Annotated in this window: 14 protein-coding genes; 8 read left to right on the top strand and 6 right to left on the bottom strand. The window is 54.7% G+C overall.

Translation table 11 applies throughout. The features are described 5' to 3' along the window. Positions 1–60 precede the first annotated feature (60 nt). Together IBT46_RS16830 and IBT46_RS16825 are read left to right on the top strand one after the other, a co-directional pair. Positions 61–1758, top strand: coding sequence for an ABC transporter ATP-binding protein (locus IBT46_RS16830; protein WP_200546693.1), 1698 nt, complete (start codon positions 61–63; stop codon positions 1756–1758). Continuing rightward, the gene (locus tag IBT46_RS16825) at positions 1751–3508 is read left to right on the top strand and encodes an ABC transporter ATP-binding protein (RefSeq protein ID WP_234480171.1); all 1758 of its coding nucleotides are present in this window, start codon (positions 1751–1753) and stop codon (positions 3506–3508) included. Before IBT46_RS16830 ends, IBT46_RS16825 begins: the two co-directional genes overlap by 8 nt. Before the next feature lie 440 nt (positions 3509–3948). Here the strand turns inward: IBT46_RS16825 and IBT46_RS16820 are convergent, their stop codons facing one another. Then, the gene (locus tag IBT46_RS16820; protein ID WP_200546602.1) at positions 3949–4905 is read right to left on the bottom strand and encodes a VirK/YbjX family protein; all 957 of its coding nucleotides are present in this window, start codon (positions 4903–4905) and stop codon (positions 3949–3951) included. 298 nt (positions 4906–5203) lie between these two features. On the opposite strand from IBT46_RS16820, the gene IBT46_RS16815 reads away from it, so the two are divergent. Next, entirely contained in the window at positions 5204–6094 is an 891-nt protein-coding gene (locus IBT46_RS16815; protein WP_200546601.1) for a GNAT family N-acetyltransferase, read from the top strand. A gap of 52 nt (positions 6095–6146) precedes the next feature. Here IBT46_RS16815 and IBT46_RS16810 read toward each other — a convergent pair whose 3' ends face one another. Together IBT46_RS16810 and IBT46_RS16805 are read right to left on the bottom strand one after the other, a co-directional pair. Then, positions 6147–7358, bottom strand: coding sequence for a cell wall metabolism sensor histidine kinase WalK (locus tag IBT46_RS16810; protein WP_200546600.1), 1212 nt, complete (start codon positions 7356–7358; stop codon positions 6147–6149). Further along, a complete protein-coding gene (locus IBT46_RS16805; protein ID WP_200546691.1) occupies positions 7355–8044 on the bottom strand; it encodes a response regulator transcription factor in 690 nt (229 codons plus the stop codon). The genes IBT46_RS16810 and IBT46_RS16805 overlap by 4 nt, the downstream gene beginning before the upstream one ends. Positions 8045–8127: 83 nt before the next feature. Here IBT46_RS16805 and IBT46_RS16800 point away from each other — a divergent pair, with 83 nt between their 5' ends. The 3 genes from IBT46_RS16800 (at position 8128) to katG (ending at position 12794) form a co-directional block, all read left to right on the top strand. Then, positions 8128–8916, top strand: coding sequence for a MipA/OmpV family protein (locus IBT46_RS16800; protein ID WP_200546599.1), 789 nt, complete (start codon positions 8128–8130; stop codon positions 8914–8916). A 149-nt stretch (positions 8917–9065) separates the two neighbouring features. Continuing rightward, complete coding sequence (locus IBT46_RS16795; RefSeq protein WP_200546690.1) at positions 9066–10337, top strand: 4-aminobutyrate--2-oxoglutarate transaminase; 1272 nt, start codon at positions 9066–9068, stop codon at positions 10335–10337. Between the two features lie 249 nt (positions 10338–10586). Beyond that, the gene (gene katG, locus IBT46_RS16790; protein ID WP_200546598.1) at positions 10587–12794 is read left to right on the top strand and encodes a catalase/peroxidase HPI; all 2208 of its coding nucleotides are present in this window, start codon (positions 10587–10589) and stop codon (positions 12792–12794) included. Between the two features lie 154 nt (positions 12795–12948). Here katG and IBT46_RS16785 read toward each other — a convergent pair whose 3' ends face one another. Next, entirely contained in the window at positions 12949–14475 is a 1527-nt protein-coding gene (locus tag IBT46_RS16785) for a cytosine permease (protein WP_200546597.1), read from the bottom strand. A gap of 22 nt (positions 14476–14497) precedes the next feature. Next, positions 14498–15211, bottom strand: coding sequence for a purine-nucleoside phosphorylase (deoD, locus tag IBT46_RS16780; RefSeq protein WP_370569488.1), 714 nt, complete (start codon positions 15209–15211; stop codon positions 14498–14500). A 248-nt stretch (positions 15212–15459) separates the two neighbouring features. Between deoD and IBT46_RS16775 the strand changes: the two genes are divergently transcribed. Continuing rightward, positions 15460–16122 carry a Crp/Fnr family transcriptional regulator gene (locus tag IBT46_RS16775; RefSeq protein WP_200546595.1) on the top strand — a complete coding sequence of 221 codons (663 nt, stop codon included), beginning with the start codon at positions 15460–15462 and terminating at the stop codon, positions 16120–16122. Between the two features lie 34 nt (positions 16123–16156). Here the strand turns inward: IBT46_RS16775 and IBT46_RS16770 are convergent, their stop codons facing one another. Then, on the bottom strand, positions 16157–17062 hold the full coding sequence (locus tag IBT46_RS16770; RefSeq protein ID WP_200546594.1) for a LysR family transcriptional regulator: 906 nt from the start codon (positions 17060–17062) through the stop codon (positions 16157–16159). A 233-nt stretch (positions 17063–17295) separates the two neighbouring features. On the opposite strand from IBT46_RS16770, the gene IBT46_RS16765 reads away from it, so the two are divergent. Next, a partial coding sequence (locus IBT46_RS16765) for an MFS transporter (RefSeq protein ID WP_200546593.1) occupies positions 17296–18275 on the top strand: 980 nt, incomplete at its 3' end.

The raw sequence follows: 18275 nt of genomic DNA, 5'->3' as shown, positions 1-18275 counted from the left end.
AGCGCCTTTCGCTGGCTGATGGCGCTGGTCAGCACCCAGCGGGCGCGGCTGGCGCTGTCGATGAGCCTGGCGGTGTGCTATTCGCTGCTGGCGCTGGTGCCGTACGTGCTGGTCTGGCGGCTGGTGGACGGTATGCTCAACGATCGCGGGCTGACCGCCGGACAGGTGTGGCAGTGGGTCGGGCTGGCGGCGCTGGCGCTGGCGTTGAAAATCGCCCTGCAGCTCACCTCCGGCCTGCTGTCGCACCAGGCGGCCTTCCGGCTGCTGTTCGACCTGCGCCGCCGGGTGATCGAACGGGTCGGCAGGCTGCCGCTCAGCGTCTGCCACCAGCATACTTCCGCCCGGTTGAAGAAGATTATCTCCGACGATATTGGCCGCATCGAAACTTTTGTCGCCCATCATCTGCCGGATATGGCGGCAGCGATTGTCACCCCGCCCGCCGCCGCGCTGCTGCTGTTTTTCTTTGACTGGCGGCTGGCGCTGGTGGCGCTGATCCCGCTGCCGGTGGCGATCCTGATGCAGTGCTGGATCTTTCGCGGCTTCAGCGGGCGCATCGGCGACTATCACCGGGTGGTGGCGGATCTGCATACCAGCATCACCGACTTTGTGAAAAGCATGCCGCTGGTAAAAACCTTCAATATGACGGTGGACTCCCATCGCCGCTATGCCCGCGCGGTGGATGAGCACTATCAGCTGGTCAGCGGCTGGCTACGCGACACGCGTACGCCGATGGCGCTGTTCAAAATCAGCATCGACATCGGGCTGCTGTGCCTGATGCCGGTGGGGATCTGGCTGTTCGCCCAGGGCGAGGTGACGCTGGCGACGCTGTTTATGTTCCTGCTGCTTGGCGTGGGGCTGATGGAGCCTCTGTTTAATCTGCTGCAGTTTGCCGGCATGTTCAGCGAGCTGCTGAAAGGGGTGGAAAACATTCGCGACTTCGCCACCATGCCCGTGCAGCAGGAAGGCGGGCAGTGGGCGACGCTGAAGCACTACGATATCCGCTTCGAGCAGGTCGGTTTTACCCACGGCAACAGTCAGAAAGCGACGCTGGAAAACCTCAGTTTTACCGCCCGCCAGCATCAGATCACCGCTATCGTTGGCCCCAGCGGCGCGGGGAAAACCACCGCAGCGCAGCTGATCCCCCGGCTGTACGAATACCAGCGCGGCGAGGTGCTGATTGGCGACGTGCCGATCACGGCGATGCCGCTGGAGCAGCTGATGTCGCTGGTCAGCGTGGTATTCCAGGACGTGTTTATCTTTGAAGAAACGGTGGAGAACAATATCCGCATGCGCAACACCGCACTGAGCGAGTCGCAGATCCGGGCGGCGGCGCGTGCGGCCTGCGCCGATGACTTTATCCGCGCCCTGCCGCAGGGCTATGACACCCCAATACGGCCCGGCATGCTCAGCGGCGGGCAGGCGCAGCGGCTGGCGATCGCCCGCGCCATCGCCAGAAACGCGCCGATCCTGATCCTCGACGAAGCGACGGCGTTTTCCGATGCGCGCAACGAGGCGCTGATCCAGCAGGCGCTGTCGGCGCTGATGCAGGGCAAAACGGTGCTGGTGATTGCCCACCGGCTGAACACGCTGACCGAGGTCGATAAGATTGTGGTGATGTCCCAGGGAGCGAACGTGGCGGAAGGGCCGCACGCTGAACTGCTGGCGGCCTGTCCGCTGTATCTGCATATGTGGCAGGCGCACCAGCAGGCGCGCGAATGGCATCTGCCGGTACGGCAGCCGGAGGTGGTGCATGAATGATATTTTCAAGCTGATGAAACAGGTCGGCAACGCGCTTAGCGGCCTGCGCAAAATGGTGCTGCTGACGGTGCTGGATGCGTTTCTCGCCTCGGTGCCTTACGCGCTGCTGTTTTACATCCTGCTCGACATGCTTTCAGGCGCGCCGGATTTACGCTGGCAGTTCACGCTGGCGGCGGGCTGCCTGCTGTTGATGCTGGTGCGCGTGGCGCTGGCAAGGGTGCTGAACTTCAACCTGTCGCTGATGGGCTTCCGCGCCGGATATCAGCTGCGCAAATCGCTGGGTGAACACCTGCGGCGGCTGCCGATGGGCTTCTTTTATCGCACCGATATGAGCAGCGTGAACAATACGCTGCTGAAGGATATCGATATGAGCGAGAAGATCTTCACCCATCTGTACGCGCCGTTTATCGCCAGCGTTTCCGTGGTGTGCTTCTTCGCGCTGGGTCTGCTGTTTAAGGACTGGCGTATGGGGCTGGCGATGCTGTCGACCCTGCCGCTGGCGGTGGCGGCTTTCCTGCTGACCCGCCGCTACGCGCGCCGCTGGACGGCGCAGATGCAGGCGCTGATGTTCCGCCTGAACGATGCGCTGATGGAGTATATCGACGGCATTAAAGAGCTGAAGGCCAGCCGGATGACCGGGCAGGCGTTTGGCCGACTGGATAAGGTGCTGGAGACGACCTGGCGGCAGTCTCTGACCGCCGAGAAGGCCAGCGCCTGGCCGGTTTACAGCTTTAATCTGCTGGTGGAGTGCGGATTTATCGTGCTGCTGGCGGCGGTCAGCTGGGCCTGGCTGGGGCAGACCCTGCCGATGGCCGAGGTGCTGATGTTCCTGATCGCCGCCGTGCGCTTCTTCCGCCCGCTGCTGAATATTTCGATGTTCCTCGCCGAGCTGAACTACTTTGGTCTGGCCGCCGGGCGCATTGCCAAAGTGTTCGATCTGCCGGAGCTGCCGCAGGGCAATGAGATGCGCGATCCCGACCGGCTACGCATTCGGCTGGAGAACGTCAGCTTTGCTTATCCCGATAAACCGCGCCTGTTCGAACGGCTGAATCTGACCATTGAGGCACAGCAGGTGACTGCGCTGGTCGGGCCGTCCGGCTCGGGGAAATCAACGCTGGCATCGCTGATTGCCCGCTTCTGGGCGCTGGAGGGCGGCACTATCTGGGTCGGCAGCGATTCGCAGCGGATTGATACCGCGAAGATGGACGCCAGCCACTGGCAGTCGTATATCAGCGTGGTGTTTCAGCAGAGCTACGTGCTGAATGACACCATCACCAATAACCTGCGGGTGGCGAAGCCGGATGCGGATTTGCAGGCGCTGCGGCGGGTGTGCGAAGCCGCGCGGCTGCTGCCGCTGATCGACAGTCTGCCCGACGGGATGGATACGCTGGTGGGCGCGGGCGGGGTGCATCTTTCGGGCGGCGAGCTACAGCGGCTGTCGATTGCCCGCGCGCTGCTGAAGGATGCGCCGCTGATTATTCTCGATGAGGCCAGCGCGTCGCTGGACCCGGAAAATGAGCGCGATATCCAGCTGGCGATGCAGTCGCTGACCGCAGGGAAAACGGTTCTAGTGATTGCCCATAAGCTCTCTTCGGTACGCTATGCCGATCGGATTGTGGTGATGGATGACGGGCGGATTGTGGAGCAGGGGGATCATCAGCAGTTGATGGCGGCGGACGGGCTGTATGCCGAGATGTGGGGGTTGCAGCAGCAGGCAATGAGCTGGCGGCCGGGGGCAGCGGTGGTGTAACTGGCTGATCGGCTGATCGGATCGTTGACTGGCTGGCTGGGCGATCGGGGGGCCAGACCGGTGATGGCTGTGCGAAGGTCGCCCGGACGATCGTGGTCAGGGCCGGGGGGAGACTGCGCACGCCGGAGCGGCAAAACCCGCATCCCTGCGTGCCTCGGAACGCGCCGTCCATGGCGCGTTACGTCCGGCTTAGCGCAGTTTCCCCCCGTCCCCTTGATAGCGGAGATGGCTGTGGGAAATCTGGCTCTACAAACTGAGTCCGTAACGTGGTTTTGTGAAGTGTACTAAGTTTACATATTGAATTCGGTGGTTGTTGTCCGTGCGTCAGGCTATAGGGACATACTTGCGCCAGTGCAGCAAGCCGCCCCAACGCCTTCAACCGTGCAGCCATTTGAAGCGATGTTTGCAGCGACCGGTTTTGCTCAAATCCCCTTAGCTGCTCAGATGCAGCGGTTACTGGAAAGTTGCCGATCGATCTGGGCAGAAATGTCATCCAGTAGCTGATAGCGTTTGCGGTATTCGGACCTTTTTTTGCTCGGTATATCTTCAAGTGCCTTTCTGTGAGTGCTGGTAGGGAGCAAATAATAATCATCAAATGATGGGTAGCCGCCTGATTTTTCCCAGAATTCATCATAGTCTGCATGCATGTGTTTTTTACGGTTCCTGTATCTCAGTGACTGATAAACATGCGTTCTGTTAGATACGGCCAGTACTGTCTTCACCTTAAAGCGTTGCGCGATAGACAGTAGGAACTCGAAAACCAGCCTTTTGGGAAACATGCCGTGAAGATTTTTAGTCGCGCGCTGGATCCTTTCCCGAGCGCTTTCACCATTGGGACCCTGTAAGCCACCCACCATCATCCCTCTTACGCCGTCACACTCAATCAGCGTGAAGGTGACGGAGCACAGCAAATCACCCGCGCCATCGCTAAGAATAAGACTGGATTCGCCTTCTCGGTCTAATTTGTGCGTGGAGACAAAGTTAAGACGAAACGATTCTGCGTATTTCGTTTCAAATTCTGCGATACACAGCGAGTTATCAAGATGCCGGTTAAAAACATCGGGAGTGACAACCGTCTGCATAACGGTGTAATGGTACAAAATCGCCTCCAACCCATCCTGTCGACTGAGGATGCTGGTCAGATAAGGGCGATGTAGTCTGCACGGCAGGCGCGGCTGAGCAAGCAGGAGTCTCTCGTAGCTGGGATGCCCGGTAAGCAGTTTTAACAGTTTATGCGTCGTAAACGGCATAAGCAGACTGCGCGCTAAAAACTTGTGACGGAATTTTTTCGAATTCCAGAGTTCATGGGGGATATGTTTTCCCTGAAAAAGCGACAAACAGAGTTTCCATGGCGATAAGGGCAGGGGAAGCATTATTACATCATCTTGATGGGACATAATATTCCTTTATGATTCGATGAGGTTGTCATCAGTCATGAAAATTAAAATTCAGGAGGTTTTCAATTCTTCTGTTTCATCATGAAGTATTGAATTCACGTATCTGAACAGGATGTCATAAGTCTGTTAATTCTGATTCGGGGATTTATCAAGACATTATCAAGATGAGAGGGTTTGGTTTTGATGCTTTCGATAGGTTAATAAGAAGAGAAGGTAAGAACTGTATTCCTTAATGCGGCCTTGACCTGGTGTTGACATAATGATTATACACTCTGATTTTTTAAAGAGTGTTAATTTCATGATTAATCTTAAACGACGTTTATATGGCTGGTCGACGTGCAGTGCAGAAATATATCGCGCGTGTTATGAGATGTTCGGCGGCAGCGTTAACGTTCACCCTGACGTCCTGGATTATGCAACGCAAAAAACAGGTAAGAAACTGGCGTATTATCATAAGAGGGTGAAGGGAAACGTTGTAGCAGCCTATCCGGTCGTTGATGATAAAGATATCGGCATTAACCTGTGGTCCCGCTATCCCTTTTCTTATGATGAAGTCCTTTTCCCATTAGATAAAACAAAACGATTTCTTCTGCCGGAATCAGGTAATCGGATATCGCCTCTGATGAAAGAGTGTCTGTTAAATGTCAATTACACTCTGGCACGAAAAAAGACCATTTGTCTGGTAAAAGAAACCTTTTCCAGCCGAACGCACAAAAACCGGCGTAATGAGTACCGAAAATTCATCGCGGCAGGCGGGGAATGTATCGATCAAACTCATTTTTCCGTTGAGGAACTGGTAGATATCTATATCAGATTATTCAATAACAGATTCCAGAATACGGTGAGATGCTATGGCAGAGAAGAATTAAAGGACACAATAACATCTCTCAGGCATCTTATGTTTGGCTATGTACTTTTTGTTGCAGGAGAACCCTCCGCCTTCGATCTTGTTTTCCGCGCGGAGAGTTCGGGCATGATCTATTTTGATGTCCCTAATGGTGGCGTTAACCCGAAGCATTCGGCATTGAGTACGGGAAGTTTACTGATGTGGAAAAATATTGAGTCTGCAAAACGTTATGCTGAAGAAAGGAATAAAATCATGCATTTTTCAATTGGTTCTCTTGAAGCCGAGTGGGATTACAAACGAAGGTGGGCTAACGTCATGAAGACCGGAAAGGTGGTGATTTAATTCTCTTATTTAAAGGGTTAACCTGTATATACCAGGTTAACCTGGGCCAGGATTATTTATTGGCGTCATCATTCCTGGGGATGGAAACGGTAAATGTCAGTCCACCATCCTCATTTTTTTTGACTGAAATTGAGCCATGATGAGCATGGCAGATAGCATCCGCAATCGATAATCCCAATCCTGAGCCCCCGGAGTTTCTTGATCTGGACGTTTCGGCACGAGAGAATCGTAAAAACATTTCTTCTAAAAAGGAATCTGACACACCATTGCCATAATCCCTGATATTCACGAGGATATTGTTGTCTACATTCAAGAGGGTAAGGTCTATTATTTTTCCCTCTGCGGCATATCTTAACGCATTATCCAGTAAAATAGAGATGACCTGGCCTATCCTGAAATGATCGGCATAGCACATCAACTCTTTTTCACCATAAATATTCACCTCCACACCCAGTTCCAGTAGTTTCGGCTTGAGCCATGACACTTTCTCTCGAACCACATCATTGATAGCAATTTTTTGATAATTGAGATACAGCTCGCCTGCACGCGCCAGTGACAGGAGATGAAGATCTTCAACCAGGTGGTTAAGGTGCTGTAGCTGCCGCATGACCATTAAATGCTGATCCGCATCGGGACTGAAGACGCCATCAATCAGACCCTGCAGACGACCTATAGCCGCGGTAAGGGGGGAGCGCAGCTCATGCGCAATGGCAACATGTGATGCTTTTAACTCTTTATCATAACGAGCGAGCTGTACCGACATAAGATTTAAGTCTTCAGTCAATCGGTTGAGTTCGATGGGTACCGATCCTGGCGTTTCCACCTTGACGTCAAAATTGCCTTTAGCAACCGCGCGCGCGACCTCGGCCAGATGCGAAATATGTTTTGATAAGGGTCTGACAGCTCTTAGCGTGATGAAAATGATGACAGGGATAGAAGCCATGACGAGAGAGATCACCAGAGCCCAGTCTGAAAATTCAAAATCAGGATTTGAAAATTCTAGTCCGTACCATTTGTCAATAATTTCATGATAGCGATTTATGTCAATTGTAGGGTCTTTAATCAAAAAATTAAGTTCGTTTCGCTCACTCTCTGGTATTTTGTTTTTCATTAATACGGCAGGGATATAATATCTTAACCAAATAATGGAGGTGATTATAAGGATAGCGCCTATCGCCAGTGAAAGCAGTCTGGTGCAGATCCAGCGCCAAAGAGTGATAGTGTTTTTTTTATTTCTTGAAAATAAATAATTTCGAAATTTCATTTGTCGCTAAACCTGTAACCAATGCCTCTAATGTTAGTAATCATTCCTTTTTTTCCGGCGAGATCCAGTTTTTTTCTTAAATTGTAGACATGAGTGTCTACTACTCGTTCCAGAGCATCACTTTCCGGGTCACAGGCTTCAAGAAGCGACTGGCGACTAAAGGCCTTAAAAGGATGAGCCATGAAGGTAAACAAAAGCTTCATCTCTGTTGGTGTCAATTCCAGATGATTATTCCCCCCTTCGATCTCGACGTAGGCTCTGAACGCATCGGTGTCGGCATAAATATTTTCAAACTGCAGTTCTTTTACTATTTTTACAGCTGAACTCCGCCGTAAAACGGCATGGATCCGGGCGACCACTTCTCCGGGATTGTAAGGTTTGACGATATAATCATCAGCACCAAATCTTAACGCACTGATTTTATCACTGCCTTCACCAATCGCGGTGATCATAATGATTGGGACGTCGCTCTTTCTTCTGATATCCAATAAAACTTCGGTGCCGCTCTTATTTGGCAGCATTACGTCAAGAAGAATCAGGTCCGGTTTCCAACTCAGGATAAGGTCATATCCTCGTTGTCCATCACTGGCTATCATCGTGTGGAATTGATCCCTTTTTAGATAGGCTTCAAGTACATTTGCTGCATCCAGGTCATCTTCTACGATTAACACTTTTTTCATCTTGATAAAACCTTGATGGTGAGTTGTCAGTATCTTGACTGGGTCAAGTAATAATCTTTGTTTCAGGAAGTATAAGATATATTTGGGGAATGAAGAAGATGAATTTTAAATGCTTATCCACTGCGGGTGTTTTTACAGGCGTGTTTTTTTCAGGATTGGTTAGTGCAGCTGAAAATGAACACCATGTAAGTACAGTTGGTTTAGGCTTTGTCAGTGCCGGGAAATACAGCGGTTCTGATGAAAGAACCTTCACTCCGTCGCCTTTCTTTCATTTTCAGTACAATAACATTTTCCTGGATGATGCCGAAGGGCTGGGGATGATGTTTGAACTTACGGATGGATTTTATTTTTCACAGGCGCTGGGATATTCATCCGGACGTAGTGATAAAAATTCAAGCTGGAAAGAAGGCTCAGCAAAACTCAAAGGAATGGGGTCGATAAAAGGAGCATTAACTTCATCGACCACGCTGGGTTGGAGTTACGGTAACCAATTCTCTATTGAAGCGAATTTAACCGCGCCATTAACCGACAGTCAGGGGGTTAAATATCGTGCGGGAATAAATTACAACATATGGTCCAATGACAGTGATACGTTGGTTATTGGTTCTAATGCAAACTTTGGTGATGCCCGATCGAATAATACCTTCTACGGAATATCCGAGACACAGAGTGCGCATTCGGGGTATGCGAAATATAAAGCAGGATCGGGATTATACAGCGTAGATACCCGCCTGACATGGACACATATTTTCAATAAGAACTGGTGGAGCTATGCTGACGTCAGCTACACGAAACTCGGTAAAAACGTCCGCGAGAGCAATATCGTATTTAAAGACCATTCCACCGATTTTTCAGTCGGGTTGCTTTATTCGTTCTGAGTGAAGGGCGGGAAGCGAGAGTCATGGTTCCGGTTAAAAAATCGGTATGGGCTCTCGCCTTAGATGTCAGTTCAGGGCTATATAATCATTCATACCTGTTCGTTCAACGTGCGGTATCCGCCAGTTGCCGACTTTAAGTGAGGGATATGATGACTAACGCAGAACTGAATCAACGACGTCAGCAGGCCACACCTCGTGGCATCGGCGTGATGTGTAATTTCTTTGCCGAACGGGCGGAGAATGCCACGCTGTGGGATGTGGAAGGGCGCGAATATATTGATTTTTCCGCCGGGATCGCGGTGCTGAATACCGGGCATCGCCATGCAAAAATCATTGAGGCCGTCACCCGCCAGCTGACGCAGTTTACGCATACCGCCTACCAGATTGTTCCCTATGAAAGCTACGTCTCGCTGGCCGAGAAAATTAACCAGCGCGTGCCGATTGCCGCGCCGTGCAAAACGGCATTCTTCTCCACGGGTGCAGAAGCGGTGGAAAACGCGGTGAAAATTGCCCGCGCGTATACCGGGCGCCCCGGCGTGATTGCTTTTGGCGGTGCTTTCCACGGTCGTACCTTTATGACCATGGCGCTGACCGGCAAAGTGGCCCCCTATAAGCTGGGCTTCGGGCCGTTCCCCGGACAGGTCTTCCACGCCCGTTACCCTAATGCGCTGCACGGCGTGTCCACCGAAGAGGCCCTTGCCAGCCTGGAAACGCTGTTTAAAACCGATATCGACCCGAAGCAGGTGGCGGCGATTATTCTGGAACCGGTCCAGGGGGAAGGCGGTTTTAATATTGCTCCGGCCGATTTTATGCGGGCGCTGCGTGAGCTTTGCGATCGGCACGGTATTTTGATGATTGCCGATGAGGTACAGGCCGGTTTTGCCCGCACCGGCGAGATGTTTGCGATGGAGCATTACCCGGATGTGGAAGTCGATTTGCTGACGATGGCGAAAAGCCTGGCGGGTGGTCTGCCGCTGTCGGCGGTGGCCGGTAAGGCCGAGGTGATGGATGCACCGGCACCGGGTGGACTGGGCGGTACTTACGCGGGGAATCCGCTGGCGCTGGCCGCCGCGCATGCGGTGCTGGATATTATCGACGGTGAGCGGCTTTGCGAACGCTCCCGCCGCCTCGGCAGCGAACTGGCTGAGGTGCTGAACGGCCTGAAAACGGAATGCGCGGCGATTGCGGAGGTTCGCGCGCTGGGATCGATGGTTGCCGTTGAGCTGAACGATCCGGCCACCGGCCAGCCGTCGGCGGAGCTGACTCGCAAGGTACAACAGCAAGCGCTGGAAAACGGTCTGCTGCTGCTCTCCTGCGGCACTGACGGCAATGTTATCCGCTTTCTTTATCCGCTCACTATTCCTGATGCCCAATTCCACAGGGCGCTGAGCATTCTGAGTGCCGTGCTGAAAGCGCTCTAAACGGCGATTTTCCTGCATAAAAGCCTGCATAATGCAGGCTTTTTGCGTTACGGCTCATTCAACGGCTGTAAAATCACTGAAAATAAGACTATCCCAATCTGGAGTTGACTAACCTCTTGTTTAATAGGTTTTGTTTATTACTTCTCTCAGAAAGTAAGGAAAAGGCTATTAAATATATAGGGTGTTTCAAATGTGACCCGCTTAAACCCGCGTATAGAGTAGCCAGAGAATAACAACAGGAGTAGAGCAATGAGCAATTCGACCGATCAAGAAGCAAACGATGCAAAGCCGATTGTTGAAGCAGACAGAGAAGCCCCGGCCGGTAAATGCCCTTTCCATGCGGGGAAACCGAATCAAACCTCCGGCGGCGGCACGGGCAATCGCGACTGGTGGCCTAGCCAGCTGCGCGTTGACCTGTTAAACCAGCACTCCTCCCGATCTAATCCATTAGGTGAATCTTTTGATTACCGTAAAGAGTTCGCCAAACTCGACTATTCCGCGCTGAAAGGCGATCTGAAAGCGCTGCTGACCGATTCGCAGTCCTGGTGGCCCGCCGACTGGGGCAGCTATATCGGACTGTTTATTCGTATGGCGTGGCACAGCGCGGGGACCTACCGCTCGGTTGACGGACGCGGCGGCTCCGGACGCGGTCAGCAGCGCTTTGCGCCGCTCAACTCCTGGCCTGATAACGTCAGCCTGGATAAAGCGCGCCGCCTGCTGTGGCCGGTGAAGCAGAAATACGGCCAGAAAATTTCCTGGGCCGACCTCTATATTCTTGCCGGTAACGTGGCGCTGGAAAACTCCGGCTTCCGCACCTTCGGCTTCGGTGCCGGGCGTGAAGACGTCTGGGAACCGGATCAGGATGTGAACTGGGGTGATGAAAAAACCTGGCTTGAGCACCGTCATCCGGAAGCGCTGGCGCAGTCGCCGCTGGGGGCAACCGAAATGGGGCTGATCTACGTCAACCCGGAAGGCCCGGAACACAGCGGCGATCCGGCTTCGGCGGCACCCGCCATTCGCGCCACCTTCGGCAATATGGGTATGAACGATGAAGAGATCGTTGCGCTGATTGCCGGTGGCCATACGCTGGGGAAAACCCACGGGGCGGCACCGGCCAGCCACGTGGGCGCCGATCCGGAAGCCGCACCGATTGAAGCTCAGGGCCTGGGCTGGGCCAGCAGCTACGGCAGCGGGTCCGGTGCGCATGCCATTACCTCCGGTCTGGAAGTGACCTGGTCGCAAACGCCAACCCAGTGGAGCAACTATTTCTTCGAGAACCTGTTCAAATACGAGTGGGTGCAGACCCGCAGCCCGGCAGGGGCGATTCAGTTTGAAGCCAGCAATGCGGGGGATGTGATCCCCGATGCCTTCGACAGTGCGAAGAAGCATAAGCCAACCATGCTGGTCACCGATCTGACCCTGCGCTTCGATCCGGAATTCGAGAAGATTTCGCGCCGCTTCCTGAACGATCCGCAGGCGTTTAATGAAGCCTTCGCCCGCGCCTGGTACAAGCTGACCCACCGCGATATGGGGCCGAAAGCACGCTACATCGGACCGGAAGTCCCGAAAGAAGATTTAATCTGGCAGGACCCGCTGCCGCAGCCGGTTTATCACCCAACGGTCGGCGATATTGCGTTACTGAAAGAGAAAATCAAATCCTCCGGTTTGACGGTCAGTGAGCTGGTGTCGGTGGCGTGGGCTTCGGCCTCCACCTTCCGCGGCGGCGATAAGCGCGGCGGTGCCAACGGGGCACGGCTGGCCCTGCTGCCGCAGCGCGAATGGAAGGTCAACGCCGTTGCCGCCCGCGTGCTGCCGAAGCTGGAAGCGATCCAGCAGTCGGTGCAAAAAGCTTCGCTGGCGGATGTGATTGTGCTGGCCGGTGCGGTGGGCGTGGAACTGGCGGCGAAGGCGGCCGGAGTGGACATCGAGGTGCCGTTTACCCCGGGCCGCGTGGATGCACGTCAGGATCAGACCGATGTCGAATCATTCGCCTGGCTGAAGCCGCTGGCCGATGGTTTCCGCAACTATCGCGGGCACGGCGGCGGTTCGACTGAAAACCTGCTGATCGATAAAGCCCAGCAGCTGACGCTGACCGTGCCGGAACTGACGGTGCTGGTGGGTGGACTGCGTGCGCTGGGTGCCAACTACGACGGCAGCCAGCACGGAATATTTACCGACCGGCCGGGCGAACTGACCGCCGACTTCTTCGTTAATCTGCTGGATATGCGTACCGAATGGAAAGCGACAGATGCCAGCGCCGAGCGGTTTGAAGGGCGCGATCGTCAGAGCGGGGAGGTGAAATATACTGCCACCCGCGCGGATCTGGTGTTTGGCTCCAACGCCGTGCTGCGCGCTTCGGCGGAGGTTTACGCCAGTGAGGATGCGAAAGAGAAGTTTGTGAAGGACTTTGTTGCCGCCTGGACCCGGGTGATGAATCTGGACCGCTTCGAACTTTGACCGACTTTTCCCCGGTGATATCCGCCGGGGAGAATAGACGCCCGCCCGGTTTATGCGGCGAAGGCCGAACGTTATACGCTTAACGTCCGGCTTCGCTGTGCCACCGCGCCTGTCTGATGTGCTTTCGCCGGCGCAGCGGCTATCGCTAAGTATGTTACAGCGCTTTCTGCGGATGGTTCGCCTTAAGGTTTCTGCTCTGAGTATCAGATGCCGAAACCGATTCAATCTTCAGCACAAAAGTCAGCAGCGCATAGATCCCGCCGCCGGTCACCATCGACACAATCACGCCAATATTAGCGGTGGCAAACAGGCTTTTGCGGGCTTCATCGGTCAGTAAAAACCCGACGATATGTGCGATATAAGGATCGCTGGAGGTAATGGTCCCCAGGCCGACCAGCGTGGCGACGCACAGCGCCAGCAGCGCCGTCCAGCGTCCGCTTCTGCCGCCCGATTCGGGTTTGTTGGCCAGGGTCACATCCCAGCCCAGGCGCTTCTGCCGCACGAAATCAATCAGCTGAATAGCTCCGGCGGAGCCGATGACCACCGAGATCGACGCCAGGAATGACTGGAAGGTCGACAGAAAGGAGTCGGAGATAAACATCAGATAGAACGCACCGAAGCCGATAATCAGTGCATTGATCGCGGTGGTCGCCGCGCGGCTGACCGGCAGGCCGAGCGCCAGCAGCGCCAGACCGGAGCTGTAGATACCGGTAATCGCCGCCGACAGCAGGGAGATAATAATCACCACGGAGAACGGTACGTAGAACCACATTGGCAGCAGGTCGGTCAGCGAGGATATCGGTGACTGCGCCGCCGCTGCGCTGAGGTCGGGGTTGCTGTCGGCCAGCAGGGTTCCCAGGATCAGCAGAATACTGACCGGGAAGGAGATGCCCGCCGTGGTCCAGAAAATCACCTTCGAGGCCGGGGTTTTCTTCGGCAGATAGCGGGCAAAATCGCCGCCATAGTTCAGGAAGCCCAGTCCCACCATGGTCATCGCCATCACCGCGCCGCCGATCCAGGTCAGCAGGCTGCCCTGATGGGCGCTGACGCCCACGCGATCCCAGTGAATGTGCGGCAGGATCAGGAAAATAAAGATAATGCTCATAAAGCCGGTCAGCCAGGCGATGTATTTTTCCACCTTCATAATCAGCTGGTGGCCATAGACCGCCACCGACATGGTCAGCGCCAGGCTGAGAATAAACCAGCCGAGTATGCAGCCGAGCGTCGGCTTACCGTCGGCCAGCGCGAAGGCGGCGGGCCAGAGTTTGGCAAACAGCGCCGCGCCGGAGGTGGAGGCGAGGGTGATCAGGGTGATCTTCCAGCCCATATTGGAAATATAGGCAAACAGAGTCGGGAATTTATTGCCGTGATAGCCAAAGCAGAAGCGGGTCTGGGTCAGCGTCGGCAGGCCGGTTCGCGGGCCGCCGACGGCCAGAATACCCACCAGGAAGCAGGAGATCAGATAGCCGACAATACCGGCGCTGATCGACTGCCAGACATTCAGTCCCAGGGAGTAAACGTAAATCCCGTAGGCGATGCCGAGGATTGAGACGTTCCAGGAAAACCACACCGGGAACAGCCCGGACGGCGAGCCGTAGCGTTCAGATTCCGGGACGGCATTGACGCCGTTGGCTTCAACTTTTAGCCCGCCGGAGGTGGGCTGCTGTGTAGAGTTTGTCATCGGATAAGCCTTATCAAGAGGTTCAATCGCTAAAAATGGCGGTTTCTAATGCCAGCCGGAACATATTGTCTAACGCGGTTTGTTGTTGTTCTGCGGCGGGTTCTTCGCCGGTATTGCTGTTAATACAGGCGGTCAGCAGGCTTAATGCCCTGGCGCGATGCTGTGCGGCGAGGGTATACAGCGCCGAGGTTTCCATTTCGACGGCCAGTATGTTCATTTTGCGCAGCGCGGGCAGCATTCCGGCGGGCTTGTCGTACAGCAGGTCGTTGGTGAAGGTGTTGCCGAACTGCGCGGGGATCTGCTGATGTTGTGCCACGGTCCAGCAGTGGCGCAGCAGATCGAAATCCGCCACGGCGGCGTAGTCGTAGCCGCCGAAGCGGTCGCGGTTGACCGACGACGAGGTTCCCGCTCCGGTGGCGACGATGACGTTGCGCATATCCACGCCGTCATCCACCGCGCCGCAGGTGCCCACGCGGATCAGCGTTTTCACCTCAAAGCCGGTAATCAGTTCGTGGACATAGATCGAAACGGAAGGGATGCCCATGCCGTGCGCCATGACGGAGAGGCGTTTCCCCTTGTAGTAGCCGGTGTAGCCGAACATGTTGCGGGTATCGCAGACGCGCCTGGCGTCGGTCAGATACGTTTCCGCAATACGCTGCGCGCGCAGCGGATCGCCCGGCATAATTACGGTGTCGGCGAAGTCGCCGGGCCTGGCATTAATATGTGGCGTCATCAGAGTGCTCCTGCTGTGGTTCAGGCCCCGATGGTAGAAATCCCGGCGCGGCGTGAAAAAGGCAAATGTCCGGACCTGGCCGACGGCGATCACAAAATTCATTTATTTGCCGTTCTGTGCGGCGGTGAATCCACAGAAAACGCGGTGTGCTGAAGAAAGGAGTGCGAGAATGAACGGCTGATAGCGTATTGACAATGCTTCAGCCGGGCGGCTAGTCTCAGCCACTTTTTTGCCGTTGAGAGCGCGATATTATGACAATTATTCAGCAGTTTGCGCAGCGTGGGCATCAGATCCTGCGCGATGCGGTTAATGCGGCACCGTTGAAAAGTAAACTGATGGGAGCCGGTGAGGTTATCCTGCGACAGGGCGAGGAGATTAAAGCCCTTTACTGGATTGCACTGGGTGAATACACCATGCATTACAACGCGGGTAACGGGAAAACCTTCAGCCTCGGCCAGCGCTTCGTCAGCGATACGATCATCGGGGAAATTGAATATCTGACCCATACGCCCAGCCAGTTTTCGGTGGTGGCCCATGAATCGATGACGGTGAAGGTGATCCCCCGGACGATGATGGACGAGCTGCTGACCCGCCATGCGGAGGTCGGCGTCTGGCTCAGCCAGCTGCTGTCGACCAGCTACCAGCGCGGCATGGCGAAAACCATGGAGCGTTTCCTCCAGCCGCTGATGCTAAATATCGTGTCGGATCTGTATGAACGGTATCAGCAGAACAAACCGCTGGTCGATTTTTCACAGGTTTATCGGGAAGCCGAACGCTTTGGCTGCTCCGAGCGCACCTACCGCCGTACACTACATCAGCTGGTGGACGAAAAGTATCTTGAGAAGGTCGCCAGCGACTATGTCATTTGCGATATCGATAAATTCCGCCAGCTGCTGTTGCACCCCGAGAAATAAACCGGCCGGATGGCGGATCGGCCATCTGCGCTATCTAGCGCGCTTTCACCGCCGTTGCCAAATCGACAACGCCGAAAGCCTGCAACAGCGCGGTGATCTTCGGCGAACGGTGGCGGGAAGGGGAGTAGATCAGATGCAGCGGGCGGGTAAAGCCGGAAAAGTCGGGCAGTACTTCCACCAGTTTGCCGCTGGCAATCAGCGGTTCCACGGCGAAATCCATCACCTGTACCAGCCCGATGCCGTTGAGCGCGGCGTCCAGCAGCACATCGGCGTTATCGACGCTCATATTTCCCGTTACGCTGACCCGCAGATCTTCGCCCTGATGGCGGAACATCCAGTCGGTGCTGCGCCCGTCTTTTTGCCCTTTCACCGTCAGGCAGTTGAAATGGCTGAGTTCGGCAGGCGTCGCGGGGCAACCGTAACGTGCAACGAAGGACGGGGAAGCGACGGTGACCAGCCGCAGATCTTTTATCCGGCGGGCAATCACCTGCTGATCCTCAACGTCGCCGATGCGAATGGCGGCATCAAAACCGTCCTCAATGATATCCACCACGCGATCGCTCATCACGGTATCAATGGTCAGCTGCGGGTGGCGATGCAGCATTTCTGCCAGCAGCGGCATGGCGACCAGGCGGCCAAAGGCGGAGGGCGTAGTGATTTTCAGCGCGCCTTCGACTACGCTGCTGCGCTGATCTAAGCGGTGCTCAATCTCATCCATCTGCCGGATCAGTCCCCTGGAGGCTGCATAGAGAAACTGCCCGTCCGGCGTCAGGCTGATGCTGTGGGTGTTGCGGTTGATTAGCGAGATTTTCAGGTCTTCCTCCAGCCGGGCCACCGAGCGGGAGATGCCGGACTGAGTGAAGCCCAGTGCGTGCGCCGCACGGGTAAAGCTTTGCAGCTCGCCGACCTTAACGAATATTTTTAACGCGTTCAGATCCATATCGTTGCCATTCTCTGTTTGCCGCTGTGGAATATCGCCCGACTATATTAGCGAGTTTGTCACTTCAGGGATAACAGGATGCTTATGATTTTTATCATAACCAATATGAATATCGGCGCGTTTACCGGGCAGCGATTTTTAAATTAAGGTGAGAATCATCTAAAACGCTGTATTACTACCGGATGGTTATTATGCCTTTGCCAATATATATACTGGGATTTACGTTATTTGCCATGACCACGTCTGAATTTATGGTGGCCGGATTAATCAGTTCGATGGCGCAGGACCTGCAGGTTTCCATTCCCGATATCGGTTATCTGATCACCATTTATTCACTGGGGATGGTGGTTGGCGGTCCGCTGCTGGCGGCCGTTTTAATTAAGGTGGGTAATAAGACCGCGCTGCTCGTCATCAGCCTGCTGTTTCTTGCGGCGCAGAGCGTTGCCACCTTTTCGCACTCCTGGGAACTGCTGGCGGTGGCGCGATTCTTTACCGGTTTATCCTCTGCCGCATTCTTTGGTTTTGCTCTGCTGGCGGCGTCGAAGATGGTCGATCCTGCCCGTTTTGGCGTGGCGGCGTCGATTGTGTTAGGTGGAATGATGATAGCGATGGTTTTTGGCCTGCCCCTGTCAGCGCTGCTCGATCGCTATCTCGGCTGGCGTGCGGCATTTTCTCTGGTGATTGTGCTGACCGCGCTGGCTGCGCTGGGAATTATGCTGTTTGTTCCCGAGGTGAAGGCGGAAAAACAGGGCAGTATTCGGGCTGAGGTGAATTCTGTATTTCACCCCGGACTGTGGCTGGCCTACAGCACCAGCTTCTTTATTATTGCCGCCACATTTGCCGTATTCAGCTATTTCGTGCCTTATTTTTCCGGGGCTGCGGGTTTCTCAACAAAATCGATCCCCGCCATTCTGTTTGCCTACGGTTTATGCAGTGTGATCGGCAATATTATCGTTGGCCGCGTGGCGGATAAAATACCGCTGCGGGTGATATTTTACGGTGGCCTGCTATTAATTGCGGCGCTGATCGGGCTTTACACGCTGGTGGAAAGTAAAACCGCCGTGCTGCTATCGGTGATGATGATGGGACTGACCGGAATTACGTTGACGCCCGCGATGTCCGCCAGGGTGTTCAGGGTGACCGAAAACACCTCGCTGATTAATACTCTGCATACCTCGGTAATTTGTCTCGGCGTGGTGGTGGGGTCGTGGGG

Source organism: Erwinia sp. S38, assembly GCF_016624545.1.
Classification (GTDB): domain Bacteria; phylum Pseudomonadota; class Gammaproteobacteria; order Enterobacterales; family Enterobacteriaceae; genus Erwinia; species Erwinia coffeiphila.
Note: the sequence above shows the minus strand (reverse complement) of the source record. Positions and strands in the feature narration are given on the sequence as shown.

Excerpts from the sequence above, each read along its gene's own strand:
- IBT46_RS16800 (WP_200546599.1), top strand. The coding sequence starts at position 8,128 with ATGAAGAAGATGAATTTTAAATGCTTATCCACTGCGGGTGTTTTTACA.
- katG (WP_200546598.1), top strand. The coding sequence starts at position 10,587 with ATGAGCAATTCGACCGATCAAGAAGCAAACGATGCAAAGCCGATTGTT.
- IBT46_RS16785 (WP_200546597.1), bottom strand. The coding sequence starts at position 14,475 with ATGACAAACTCTACACAGCAGCCCACCTCCGGCGGGCTAAAAGTTGAA.
- IBT46_RS16830 (WP_200546693.1), top strand. The coding sequence starts at position 61 with ATGAGCCTGGCGGTGTGCTATTCGCTGCTGGCGCTGGTGCCGTACGTG.
- IBT46_RS16775 (WP_200546595.1), top strand. The coding sequence starts at position 15,460 with ATGACAATTATTCAGCAGTTTGCGCAGCGTGGGCATCAGATCCTGCGC.
- IBT46_RS16770 (WP_200546594.1), bottom strand. The coding sequence starts at position 17,062 with ATGGATCTGAACGCGTTAAAAATATTCGTTAAGGTCGGCGAGCTGCAA.
- IBT46_RS16825 (WP_234480171.1), top strand. The coding sequence starts at position 1,751 with ATGAATGATATTTTCAAGCTGATGAAACAGGTCGGCAACGCGCTTAGC.
- IBT46_RS16795 (WP_200546690.1), top strand. The coding sequence starts at position 9,066 with ATGACTAACGCAGAACTGAATCAACGACGTCAGCAGGCCACACCTCGT.
- IBT46_RS16810 (WP_200546600.1), bottom strand. The coding sequence starts at position 7,358 with ATGAAATTTCGAAATTATTTATTTTCAAGAAATAAAAAAAACACTATC.
- IBT46_RS16815 (WP_200546601.1), top strand. The coding sequence starts at position 5,204 with ATGATTAATCTTAAACGACGTTTATATGGCTGGTCGACGTGCAGTGCA.
- IBT46_RS16820 (WP_200546602.1), bottom strand. The coding sequence starts at position 4,905 with ATGTCCCATCAAGATGATGTAATAATGCTTCCCCTGCCCTTATCGCCA.